Here is an 11,184-nt window from a genome sequence, read left to right on the forward strand (position 1 = left end):
TAGTTTTGCTTGGCTGGAGAAGAACCGAAGGCTATGGAAGAACTGCGAGCGCAAACTCAACACCAGCCTGCAGTTCATCCATTTGGCCTTCTTGGCGCTATTACTCAGAAGATCGTGAACAGGTTCTAATACATTGCATGGATTGAACGCGTGGGATGCAGCACGCCGGCACGACGACATGCTCCGCAGCCTCCAAGCACAGTGTTCGGATGGTTATGCACGATTCGATGTTTTTCCACAGCAACCCCGCCGAACCTTGCCTCGACCTGACCACCGCGACGGCGCAAAGGCACTGTCATTGCAGCCGTGCGTTTGTCTGCCGATATCCAGGACATGCACCAGTCGGCAACCACCGCTACCATCATCCGCATCTCGCTGCGAGGGCATCAGGACATGTCATTCGGCAATGACCCGCAGCGCGCGTCTTGGAGTGGCGCTTGAAAAAAACGCGTCGCTGCCGCCTACAATCGGGGGCATCTGTTGTGTCCGGATCTTCGCGCATGTCCGTTTTGCCGTTCCTGATCATCGAAACCGGGCAGCCCGTGCCGGAGATGAAGCGATACGGCCGTTTTCCGCACTGGATCCGCGTGGCGGCCGGGCTGGCCGAGCAGGAAACGGTGGCCATCGACGTCGCCAATGGCGACGCGCTGCCCGACCCGGCCGACTTTGCCGGCATCATCGTCAGCGGTTCGGCGGCCTTCGTCACCGACCGCGCCGACTGGAGCGAACGCAGTGCCGAATGGCTGCGCCATGCCGCCCATCAAGGCATGCCGCTGCTGGGCATCTGCTACGGGCACCAGTTGCTGGCGCACGCGCTGGGCGGCGAGGTCGACTACAACCCGGCCGGGCGCGAATCCGGCACCATCGCGCTGGAGCTGCACCCGCCGGCCGAGCAGGATCCTTTATTCGCAGGGCTTCCGCCGCAGTTCCCGGCCCATGCCACCCATCTGCAGACGGTCGTGCGTGCCCCGGACGGCGCCGTCGTGCTGGCGCACTCCCGGCAGGACCGCTGCCATGCCTTCCGTTGGGGCCGGGCCACCTGGGGCGTCCAGTTCCACCCCGAATTCGCCACCCACCACATGCGCGGCTATGTGCAGGCGCGTGCCGACTGCATCGCCCGCCACGGACGTTGCGCCCGCACGGTCGCCCGCGAGGTCACCGCCGCCCCCATCGCCCGCAAGCTGTTGCGCCGCTTCGTGCATCACGCACGCCGGCTGCAGACAGTGAGCGCTCGTCCCGCCGCGCACACCTAAAAGCAGCGATAATCGCATGACGCCGGATGGTCCGGCGCGCGTATCGATCCGGAATGGGAATGAGCGAAATTCGTAAGGTGCCGGCATCTGCCGGCGCAGAGTGGCTGTTGACCGGTTTCTCGCTGTTGAAGCGGGCGCCGCTGGCGCTTGGCTCGCTGGGGGTGATCTGGAGCGTGGCCGCCTCGTTGGTGGTGTCGCTATCTGTCCTGGTGCCGCTGTTGGGCCCGGCTCTGCAATTCCTGCTGGTGCTGGCCGGCCCGTTGTTCATGGGCGGCCTGCTGTGGGCCATCCGCGAAGTGGACGAAGGCCGCATCGCCAAACCGTCGCATTTGCTGCATGGCCTGCAGGACGGTCGCGCGCCGCATCTGCTGGTGTCGCTGCTGCCGCAGCTGATTGCCGGCCTGCTGCTGGGCGTGCTGCTGCTGGCGATGATCGGCGCCAGCGGGCTGCAGCAGTTGTCCGAGGTGATGGTCAAGATCAACCAGATCAGCCAGTCCGGCGCGCAGCCGGATCCGGTGCAGATCGAGCAACTGGCCGCCAGCCTGCCAGCCGGGCGCATCCTGCTGTGGCTGCTGCTGACCATCGCCACCTTCGCCGCGATGACGCTGGCGCTGTTCGTGATGCCGCCGCAGGTCATGTTCGACCGCAGCACCGGCGGTCACGCGCTGCGCGAAAGCCTGCGCGCCAGCCTGCACAACCTGCCGGCGATGCTGGTGTTCTTCGTACTGGCCTTCATCGCCATCTTCGCCATCTATTTCGCGGTGATGATCGTGGCGCTGATCGTCGGCCTGATCGCCGGCCAGACCGTGGCGATGTGGCTGGCCCAGCTGCTGCTGATGGCGGTGCTCATGCCGGTGTTCGCCGGCTCGGTGTATGCGGCATGGAAGCAGATGTTCACCCACGACGGCACCGTCGCCCAGCCAGCTCCGCCATCGCGGCCGGATGTGTTTGTTGCTTGAGGTCGCGCAGCCGTAGGCGCGCACCTGGGCGCGACCGGGGCTTCTCGACGTAGGCTTCGTCGCGCCCGGGTGCGCTCCTACATGGACGATGGCATCCGGGGCGATACCGCGCAGCGACCTGGCGTGCCCGAAGACGACCGAACCGCCCACCTGCATGCGACGGCGCCGCTTCGATGCCCTGATCGGCCAGTTCGATCACTGCGGCGCGCGCCTCGGTGCAGCGACGGCACTAAGCGGGCTTCGGTGCCACAGCACGCGAGGCCATGATGCCCAGCTCGTAGAGCAGGCACATGGGGATGGCCAGCATCAGCTGCGATACGACGTCTGGCGGGGTCAGCACGGCGGCCAGGATGAAGATGCCGACGATGGCGTAGCCCCGGCCTTCGCTGAGCTGCTTGGGGCTGACCCAGCCCAGCAGCACCAGGATCACCAAGGCCACCGGCAGTTCGAAACTCGCGCCGAAGGCGAAGAAAATGGCCAGCACGAAATCCAGGTACGAATTGGCGTCCGGGGTAATGGCGATCACGTCCGGCTTGAACGTGGTCAGGAAGTGGAATACCGCCGGCAACACCAGGAAATAGGCGAAGGCGCAGCCGATGTAGAACAGCGCCACCGCCGACGCCAGCAGCGGAAATGCCAGTTTCTTTTCGCGCTGGTACAACCCCGGCGCCACGAAGGCCCAGGCCTGATACAGCAGCCACGGCACGCTGAAGAACACCGCCACGAAGAAGGTCAGCTTGAGCGGGGCGAAAAATGCGCCGGCCGGGTTCATCGCGATCATCGTCTGCCCCAGCGGCAGTTGCGAGATCAGCGGTGCGGCCAGCCATGAATAGATCGCCCGCGAAAACGGCAGTAGGGCCAGCAAAACCACACCCAGCCCGATCAGCGCGCGGACCAGGCGGGCGCGTAATTCGACCAGATGCTCGATCAGACTGCTTTCGGCCTGTGCGTCGTCGAACAGGCTCACGGCTGTTTCTCCTGGATCTTGGCTGGCGCGCTCGGCATCGACGCAGCCGGTGTGCCCGCATCGACTGGCACGACGGCGACCGGCTCAGGCGCGCTGGCCAGATGCGCGGCGTGCGGCGCCGGCACTATCGTGTCGTGGGGAGCCGGAACCAGGGTTTGATGCGGCGCTGGCGCAATGGGTTGAGCTTGCGCAATGACCGGCGCGGTGTGTGCAGCTCCAGCCGCATCGGTTGCGCCTGCTGCCGTATCGACATCGGGGCTGGCAGACCAATCCGCATGCGCCAGTTCCAGCGGCGTTGCCACCGGCGTGGCGCTGGCGCGGATGTCGATATCGCGGCTGACGTCGTCGTGCAGCGCGCGGGCACCCTGCTCGACTTGCTGTTGCTTGTTGCGCAGCTGGTCTTCGGCCTCGCGCAGCGAGGCTTGCACGTCCTGCAGGCTGCGCTTGAGCTCTTCGGCCTCGAGTTCGCGTTCGAGTTCCTGCTTGACCGAGTCCCACTGCATGCGCGCACGGCGCACCCACAATCCGGCAAATCGGGCCGCCTTGGGCAGACGCTCGGGGCCGAGCACCACCAGGGCGACGACCGCAATGAGCGTCAGTTCGCCAACACCTATGTCAAACACCGACGCCGCTCCGGATCAGCGCGCGTCGCGGTCGCGTTCGGCCTGCGCCTCACGCGCCTGCTCGGCAGTGCGGGAGTCGTCGCCGAGCTTGCCGGCCGGCTTGTCGTCGTCGTGCATGCCTTTCTTGAATTCCTTGACCGCGCTGCCGAGATCCTTGGCACCGCTGGTGAGCCGCTTGGTACCGAACACCAGCAACACGATCACCAGCACGATCAGCCAGTGCCAAATGCTGAAACCGCCCATGATCTGCTCGCTTGCTGAAAAGAAGGAAGACGCAGGATACCCCAGCGCACCGCGCAGGGGGATGACAGTGCGTTAGCGGTTGCCGTCTAGGGATTCGGTGCGGATTTCGCCCTCCGATACCGGCTGGAAACCTTGCTGGGCCGGCGGCGTGGCGCTGGGCTGCATCGGCACGGTGCTGGCTTCGTTGGCCGGAGGCGGCACAGTGGCCGGTTGCTGTGCCTGCGCCGGCGGCGGGGTTTGCGGACGCGGTGCCGGCGGCGCGTCATCGGCGGCGGCATCGGTGCCGCGATTGGCGCGCGCGGTGTAGGTGGCCTCTTCCAGCCGGTCGCGGAAGGCGATCACATCGGTGGACGGGCGTTCGCTGGTGCGGCCTTCGAAAATCATGCGCGGGGTCGCGCCACCGCCATAGGCATTGAGGTCGGCGGCATCGTCGATCTGCAGGACCGCACCGTCCAGCGCAACCCCGGCGAACAGGCCACGGGCACGCGACCATGACCAGATTTCGGCCTTGAGCTGACCATCCGTAGCCGCAGCGGCGTTGCGCCCGACCGGGCCTGCGGCCACGCCGGCATCGGCGCCAAGGGTGAACTTGCCGTTGACGATGTTGTCCAGGCTGCGGTCGTTGCGGAACACCAGCACCACGTCGGACGACTGCACGCCGGCCTGGAAGCCGATGCTGCCGCCGGTCAGCTTGACGAACACCGGTTGCGACCAGCTGCCATCGGCATTCTTCATCGACATCAGTCCATGGCCGCGACGGCCGCCGATCACCAGGCCGGCCTTCAGCGTGTCGGGAATGACCACGATGGCGCGCGCCTCGTCGAGCAGTTTGTCCGGAATGGCCTGCTCGGGGATCTTCATGATCTCGGTCAGCACACGCACCGCATTTCGTGCGCGCTGGTCTTCTTCCGGGCCGGCGACGGCATGGCCGGCGGCCAACGTCAGCGACAACAACAGGGCCAGGCGCGACAAACGAGGCATGACAAGCTCCAAGGAAGAATCCGTTAAAGATAGCAATGCCGCGACGGTAGTGCCGGCGCAATGAATCGGTGGTGAGCGCAACCGGCATGGAAGAGACGGCCGATCGCAGCGATCGTTGCGCTGTTGTCGGCAGCGGTGCCCGGCTCTGCCAGAATGGTGCGCATGAACACGACACCCGATACCGCCCTGCTGGTCGTCAACCTGGGCACCCCCGAATCGCCGACCGCCCCGGCCGTGCGCCGCTACCTGGCCGAGTTCCTGAGCGACCGCCGCGTGGTCGCGATTCCGCCGTTGTTCTGGAAGCCGCTGCTGTACGGGGTGATCCTGCCGATCCGCGGGCCGAAATCGGCCGAAAAATACGCCAAGGTGTGGTTGCCGGAGGGCTCGCCGCTGGCGGTCTACACGCGCCGCCTGGCCGGCGGCCTGCAAGCGGTCATGCCCGACTGGCATGTGGAATGGGCCATGCGCTACGGCGAGCCGGCGTTGCGCAAGACGCTGGACCGGCTGCGCGCACGCGGCATCAAGCGCATCGTGGTGCTGCCGCTGTATCCGCAGTACTCGACCACCACTACCGCCTCGATCCAGGACGTGGTGGATGCATGGCGCACCAGCGCGCCGGAGATTGCGGTGGAGGTGATCCAGGACTACTGCGAGGACACCGGCTGGGTGGCCGCGATCGCCGAGTCGATCCGCGCGCACTGGCAGGTGCATGGGCGCAGCGAAAAGTTGATGTTCTCCTTCCACGGCCTGCCGCAGCGCGTGGCCAATGCCGGCGACCCGTATCCGCAGCAGTGCGAACGCAGCGCGCAGGCGATTGTGGCAGCGCTGGGGCTGGGCGCGGACGAGTGGCAGATGGGCTACCAGTCGCGCTTCGGCGCCGAGCGCTGGCTGCAGCCGTACGCCGAACCCACGCTGTGGAAACTGGCTGAAGGCGGCGTGCGCAGTTTCGACCTGGTCTGCCCCGGCTTTGCCACCGACTGTCTGGAAACGCTGGAAGAAGTAGCGCTGGGCTTTTCCGAAACGCTGGCCGAACGTGGCGCCACCCTCAGCTACATCCCCTGCCTCAACGCCAGCGATGCGCATGCGCACGCGCTGGCCGCCGTGGCGCGCCGCGCGTGAAGTTGGAGCCGTTTGCATGCGACCTGGCCATCGGCCGGGTCACCGGATTGCGCAACCAAGATCGCGGCCCGCGCCGGGTGCTGGCCTTGCATGGCTGGCTGGATAACGCGGCCAGCTTCGTGCCACTGAGCGCGCATCTGCACGCGCAGGAGCTGGACCTGGTGCTGCTGGATCTGCCCGGCCACGGCCACAGCGCCTGGCTGCCGACAGGCGCCGAATACACGCTCAGCAGCGCGATCGCCCTGTTGTTGCAGGTCGCCGATGCCCTGGGCTGGGAGCGCTTCACCCTGCTCGGCCACTCGATGGGCGGCGGCATTGCCAGCCTGCTGGCCGCCGCCGCGCCCGAGCGCGTGGAGGCCTTGATCGCCATCGAGGCGCTGGGCGCGCTGGCCGAGCCCGTGGAAAACACCGCCACACGCCTGCGCGATGCAGTCGCGTCGGCACGCACGCTAGCGCAGCGGCCGCTGCGGGTGTTTGCGTCGATGGAAATGCCGGTACGCGCGCGCATGATGGCCAACCAACTCACCGAACCGGCTGCACGGCTGCTGGTCGAACGCGGCGTACGCGTGGTGGAAGGTGGCTACAGCTGGTGCAGCGATCCGCGCCTGACCCTGCCCACCGCCATCCGCATGACCGAAGCGCAGATCGACGTGCTGCTGGCCTCCATCGCCTGCCCCGCCCAGACGATCTTCGCCACGCCCGCACAGCCGTATTTCCCGGACGCATTGCGCGACCACCGCGTGGCGATGATGCGCGATGCGCGCCTGCAGCTGCTGCCCGGCACCCACCACGTGCATATGGAAGCACCGGAAGCGGTCGCGGCGGTGATCAACGCCCTTTTGGATGGTTTGCGTCACGCGTGATGCGCAGATGCGAATCGCGCAGGTGAACTAGATCCACGGCAGATGCCGCCCGTGTCGTGGGCGTACTTGAATCCTTCGATCGATGGCATGCGCCGTGGACCTTCATCCAGGCGGTGCGCGCCGCCGACCACTTGGATGCCGGCGATCGGGTCCTGTTGGACCAGGCGTGGGCAGCGGCGTGTCGCGCCGACCACTGGATGTCGGCGCGCACCCTGGACGCGGGCGCTGCGGCTGCAGAACACGCCCTGTCAAAACGCGTTGCCTGGCTGTCGCCGCTGGCCTGCCGGCAACTTGCCCGGGCTGCCTCCTACGCGTGGCGCTAGCGGCCTCTTCGCTGCAGCTCTGACCACTCGCTGGTGCTGGCCGCACCGATCGCCTGTTGCTGTTGCCGCACCCGTACCACTGCCGCGAACGGGGCCTCACCGCGGCCTTGCGCGCTACGCCTGCGTCACTGCGCGTGCAGCAACCGACGCAGCTGCGCCTTGAGCTGGCGGCCGTGTTCGTGGAAGTAACTGCGCTCCTCGCGCCAGCTGGGAAAACGCTGCTCCACTTCGGCCCAGAACGCGGGCGAGTGGTTGGCCTGCACCAGGTGGCAGAGCTCGTGCACCAGCACGTATTCGAACGCGGACGGGCGGCCGAGTACCAGCGCCAGGTCCAGCGCCATCGAGCCATCCGGTGCCAGCGAGCCCCACTGCGAGGACATCATCTTCAGCCGCACCCGCGCCGGGGCGCGCGGCAGGCCGGGCAGATAAGTGGGCAACCAACGGCCGACATCGGCGCGCGCCTGCGCTTCGTAGAACTCCTTCAGCGTGCGGCGCAGGCCTGCATCGCCCAGGCGGGTCGGCACGTGGAACTGCGCCCCGTCGTCGGTGATATCGATGCGTGCATAGCGCCCTTCGTGCCAGCTCAACGGCAGCAACGCACCGCGCAACGGCAGCTGCCCGGGCACGCCACGCTCAAGTGCAGGAAACGCATCGACCTGCTGATACCGCGACAGCTGTGTGGTCAGCCAGTCCAGATGCGCATGCAGAAACCGTTCGCCGGAAATCAGGCTCGCGCGCAGCGGCAAGGTCAGCCGTGCGCCGCGCTCGTCGACGCTCAGTTTGATGCGTCGCGCGCGCGGGTCGCGCACGCGCAGTACCGCGATGTCGCGGCCGTCCAGCTGCACGCGCACGCAGTCGCGTTCGACAACCTGCGAGGGCGGTGCAATCAGGCGGCGGACGGGCTTGAACATGCGCACAGGATACCGCCGCGATGTGTCAGGCGGTGAGACGCGTTGATTGCCGCACTCGATGACTGCCAGACCGTGATCGGTGTCGTCTCTGGAAGCGATTGGACAACCGATGGATCGGTTGTAGAGCACCTGATCTGCGGCGTGCTGTCGGGCTCTTCTCCGCCACCGTCGCAGTCCACATCGCACGTCTGTCCTTCACGAAAGCAACGCAAGCACGCGCTGGTGCGGTGTGCTCACCGCCTGCGGGACCGTGTGGCGGCATGGATGCCGCCGCCGAGCCTCCACGGCTGGATTCACGGCGTGTCCCGCAAGCGGTGAGGGCGCCGCGTCCTCGACGCACCGAGAGCGTTCGATTCACGCCTCGAATCGCGCCTCAACGCCGCCACCGTTCGACCTTCTGGTTACTCGGCCTTGCTCAACTTCAATGCGGTTTCCAGCAACAGGAACAAGCGGCGGATCTCGGCGCTCATCAACGCAAAGCGTGCGTCGAGTTCGGCGCGTGCACCGTCGTCTTCGCTGTGTTCGAGCTGATCCAGGGCGCCGTCGAGGAACTTGAGCTTGCGGATGACCAGATCGTCGCCGAGCACGAACGAGAGATTGTCGTCCAGCACCAGCGCCAGCTTGGTGACCTGCTTGCCGGCCTCCAGGTGCTTGTCGATCTCGTCGCCGCGCAATTCCTGGTGCTGGCACTTGACCACCGCGCCGCCTTCGATCGGGTCCTTCATCTCGCACTCTTCGCCCAGGCTGAGGCCTTCGGGCAAGGGTTCGCCGGCGATCCAGCCGGTGAGGATGGCGCGCGGGGCCACTTCGGCATTGAGCGGCAGCGCGGGAAAGCTGCCCAGCGCGCCGCGGATCTCGCTCATCACGTTCTCGCCGCTCTTGCGGCTGGAGCTGTTGACCGCGATGTAGCCGTGCTGCAGGTCCAGGATGGCGTCGGTGCGCGAGCTCTTGACGAAGGCGCGCGGCAGCAGCTCATGGATCAGGTCGTCCTTGAGGCGCTTGCGTGCCTTGCCGCCGGGGCGGCGGCCTTCCTTTTCCTCGATCTCGGCCACCTTGCGCTCAAGCAGGTCGTTGACCACCGCGCCGGGCAGGATCTTGTCCTCGCCGCCGACGGTGAGCCACAGAAAATCTTCCAGACGGTGCGAGAGCACTTCCTGCTCGTCGCGGCCGAACGGGGAGATGAAGCCGCGCGAACTCATTTCCAGCGGGCCGACCGGCTTGAGCTGCACGGGCGGCAGCAAGGTGTCGATCTGCGAAAAATCCAGGGTGGTGGGAAAACGGAACAGGGTGAGATTGCGAAAGAACATGCGTTGGACCGAATAAAGAAAGATGTGGAGGGTGGAAAGACTGCCGGCGTCCGGATCGGCCGCGTCAGTCGCTGTCGTGTGTGGCGTGGCCGGCGGACAGCCACGCGCGGGGATCGGGATCAAGACCGCTCGGCGCATCGCCGCTGCGGCCCAGCGCCAGGAAATCGAACAACGTGCGGTCGGCCAATTGCTCCGGGCGAACATCGCCCAAGGCGCGTGCAATCTGTTCCACGCGCCCGGGGGACTCGCGGTCCCATTGCTGCAGCAGCTTGCCGACCTGCTGGCGCTGCAGGTTTTCCTGGCTGCCGCACAAATTGCACGGAATGATCGGAAACTGCCGCGCCTGCGCGTACGCCGCGATGTCGGCCTCGCGCACGTAGGCCAGCGGGCGGATCACCACATGCGCGCCGTCGTCGCTGCGCAGCTTGGGCGCCATCGCCGCCAGCCGCGCGTGGTGAAACAGGTTCATGAAGAAAGTGGCCACGATGTCGTCGCGATGGTGGCCGAGCGCGATCTTGGTCACGCCATGCGTCTGGGCATAGGCATACAGCGCGCCGCGCCGCAGCCGCGAGCACAGCGAACACATCGTCTTGCCGGCCGGAATCACCCGGCTGACCACCGAATAGGTGTCCTGCTCGACGATAGCGAACGGCACACCCAGCCCGCGCAGGTAGGCCGGCAGCACATGGGCGGGAAAGTCGGGCTGCTTCTGGTCCAGATTGACCGCCACCAGGCTGAACGGCACCGGCGCCTTGCGCTGCAATCGCAGCAGCATGTCCAGCAAGGTGTAGCTGTCCTTGCCGCCGGACAGGCAGACCATGATCTTGTCGCCGGGCGCGATCATGCCGAAGTCGGCGATCGCCTGGCCCACCTGGCGCTGCAGGCGCTTGCCCAGGCGCAGCTGCTCACGCTGCAGCCGCTGGCGCGGGTCGCGCGGCGCGGGGTCGGCCAGGGGTTGCGGCAGCGGCAGGACAGCGGTCATAAGCCGGCCATTGTAGCTGCCGTGGCCGGTGCGATGAGGGGCGTGCGGTGTGACGGCGCGGCCCCTCGCCCATCCGCCCTTCGGGCACCTTCCCCGTGAACGGGAGAAGGGAGCAAGCCCCCGTTGCGGGAAGCGCGCGCCCTGTTCCACGCAATTCCCTCTCCGCACGCCGGAGGGAGTGCCCAAAGGGCGGGAGAGGGCAGCACGCCAGGCGCATCACCGGCATCCCCCCATCCGGCGACCACAGACCAGTTCGTATCTCGCAGCGCAGCAAGCCTTTCCGCGCCGGGCTGGGTAAAGTCGCAAGGACAGTGTTCCCCCGGATAGGCATGGCATCTCCAGCTTCGCTCCATGGCGTGGCTTTTTTCGGCCGCAATTGTGGTAGCGCTAACATTTTCCGTCGCGCGCGTGCGGTACTGCGCGCAAGCATGCCGTCTGTGCTGGTTGCGCGGGCGCCGCAGTGCGTGGCTGCAGGCGCTCGGTGGCGACGCCTTCCACTGTTCCCCTCCCCTTGACGCAGGAGCTTCACCCCATGAGCAACACCGTGTACATCGGCGCGAAAGAATATTTCCCCGGCATCGGCAAGATCGGTTTCGAAGGCCGCGATTCGGACAACCCGCTCGCGTTCAAGGTCTACGACGCCAACAAGACCA

Annotated in this window: 11 protein-coding genes and 1 pseudogene; 5 read left to right on the plus strand and 7 right to left on the minus strand. The window is 66.6% G+C overall.

Going from position 1 to position 11,184, the window contains the following annotated elements; genetic code table 11:
* The 3 genes and pseudogenes from F7R02_RS22520 to F7R02_RS22535 form a co-directional block, all read left to right on the plus strand.
* Positions 1-118: pseudogene (locus F7R02_RS22520) on the plus strand (IS5/IS1182 family transposase); the annotation flags it as partial.
* A 382-nt stretch (positions 119-500) separates the two neighbouring features.
* Positions 501-1,253: a glutamine amidotransferase gene (locus tag F7R02_RS22530; RefSeq protein ID WP_005923112.1), complete on the plus strand. Its 753-nt coding sequence runs from the start codon at positions 501-503 to the stop codon at positions 1,251-1,253.
* Between the two features lie 59 nt (positions 1,254-1,312).
* Positions 1,313-2,212 (plus strand): BPSS1780 family membrane protein, encoded by a 900-nt coding sequence (locus F7R02_RS22535; protein ID WP_003484965.1) that lies wholly within the window; start codon positions 1,313-1,315, stop codon positions 2,210-2,212.
* A gap of 229 nt (positions 2,213-2,441) precedes the next feature.
* On the opposite strand, the gene tatC is transcribed toward F7R02_RS22535, so the two are convergent.
* The 4 genes from tatC to F7R02_RS22555 all read right to left on the minus strand — a co-directional run bounded on the left by tatC (position 2,442) and on the right by F7R02_RS22555 (position 5,026).
* Positions 2,442-3,179, minus strand: coding sequence for a twin-arginine translocase subunit TatC (gene tatC, locus F7R02_RS22540; RefSeq protein ID WP_005917616.1), 738 nt, complete (start codon positions 3,177-3,179; stop codon positions 2,442-2,444).
* Positions 3,176-3,802 carry a Sec-independent protein translocase protein TatB gene (gene tatB, locus F7R02_RS22545; RefSeq protein ID WP_005929681.1) on the minus strand — a complete coding sequence of 209 codons (627 nt, stop codon included), beginning with the start codon at positions 3,800-3,802 and terminating at the stop codon, positions 3,176-3,178. The genes tatC and tatB overlap by 4 nt, the downstream gene beginning before the upstream one ends.
* Positions 3,803-3,817: 15 nt before the next feature.
* Entirely contained in the window at positions 3,818-4,045 is a 228-nt protein-coding gene (gene tatA, locus F7R02_RS22550; RefSeq protein WP_003484969.1) for a Sec-independent protein translocase subunit TatA, read from the minus strand.
* A gap of 72 nt (positions 4,046-4,117) precedes the next feature.
* Entirely contained in the window at positions 4,118-5,026 is a 909-nt protein-coding gene (locus F7R02_RS22555; RefSeq protein ID WP_033485809.1) for a lipid-binding SYLF domain-containing protein, read from the minus strand.
* Positions 5,027-5,179: 153 nt separating this feature from the next.
* Between F7R02_RS22555 and hemH the strand changes: the two genes are divergently transcribed.
* Both hemH and F7R02_RS22565 read left to right on the plus strand, forming a co-directional pair.
* The gene (gene hemH / locus F7R02_RS22560; protein ID WP_005917630.1) at positions 5,180-6,145 is read left to right on the plus strand and encodes a ferrochelatase; all 966 of its coding nucleotides are present in this window, start codon (positions 5,180-5,182) and stop codon (positions 6,143-6,145) included.
* Positions 6,146-6,147: 2 nt separating this feature from the next.
* Positions 6,148-7,008, plus strand: a complete 861-nt coding sequence (locus F7R02_RS22565; RefSeq protein ID WP_139370915.1) for an alpha/beta fold hydrolase — start codon at positions 6,148-6,150, stop codon at positions 7,006-7,008.
* A gap of 448 nt (positions 7,009-7,456) precedes the next feature.
* On the opposite strand, the gene F7R02_RS22575 is transcribed toward F7R02_RS22565, so the two are convergent.
* From F7R02_RS22575 to ttcA, 3 genes are all read right to left on the minus strand, one after another.
* Positions 7,457-8,242: a YgjP family zinc-dependent metalloprotease gene (locus tag F7R02_RS22575; protein WP_005923125.1), complete on the minus strand. Its 786-nt coding sequence runs from the start codon at positions 8,240-8,242 to the stop codon at positions 7,457-7,459.
* Positions 8,243-8,643: 401 nt separating this feature from the next.
* Positions 8,644-9,549, minus strand: coding sequence for a recombination-associated protein RdgC (locus F7R02_RS22585; protein WP_003484983.1), 906 nt, complete (start codon positions 9,547-9,549; stop codon positions 8,644-8,646).
* A gap of 64 nt (positions 9,550-9,613) precedes the next feature.
* A complete protein-coding gene (gene ttcA / locus F7R02_RS22590) occupies positions 9,614-10,531 on the minus strand; it encodes a tRNA 2-thiocytidine(32) synthetase TtcA (RefSeq protein ID WP_078537628.1) in 918 nt (305 codons plus the stop codon).
* Positions 10,532-11,184 lie beyond the last annotated feature (653 nt).

Origin of the sequence: Xanthomonas cissicola (genome assembly GCF_008801575.1) — a bacterium.
Lineage (GTDB): Bacteria > Pseudomonadota > Gammaproteobacteria > Xanthomonadales > Xanthomonadaceae > Xanthomonas > Xanthomonas cissicola.

Bases quoted from the DNA above. Each gene is read 5' to 3' on its own strand.
- F7R02_RS22530 (WP_005923112.1), top strand. From the start codon at position 501: ATGTCCGTTTTGCCGTTCCTGATCATCGAAACCGGGCAGCCCGTGCCG.
- F7R02_RS22535 (WP_003484965.1), top strand. From the start codon at position 1,313: ATGAGCGAAATTCGTAAGGTGCCGGCATCTGCCGGCGCAGAGTGGCTG.
- tatA (WP_003484969.1), bottom strand. From the start codon at position 4,045: ATGGGCGGTTTCAGCATTTGGCACTGGCTGATCGTGCTGGTGATCGTG.
- F7R02_RS22555 (WP_033485809.1), bottom strand. From the start codon at position 5,026: ATGCCTCGTTTGTCGCGCCTGGCCCTGTTGTTGTCGCTGACGTTGGCC.
- hemH (WP_005917630.1), top strand. From the start codon at position 5,180: ATGGTGCGCATGAACACGACACCCGATACCGCCCTGCTGGTCGTCAAC.
- F7R02_RS22575 (WP_005923125.1), bottom strand. From the start codon at position 8,242: ATGTTCAAGCCCGTCCGCCGCCTGATTGCACCGCCCTCGCAGGTTGTC.
- F7R02_RS22585 (WP_003484983.1), bottom strand. From the start codon at position 9,549: ATGTTCTTTCGCAATCTCACCCTGTTCCGTTTTCCCACCACCCTGGAT.
- ttcA (WP_078537628.1), bottom strand. From the start codon at position 10,531: ATGACCGCTGTCCTGCCGCTGCCGCAACCCCTGGCCGACCCCGCGCCG.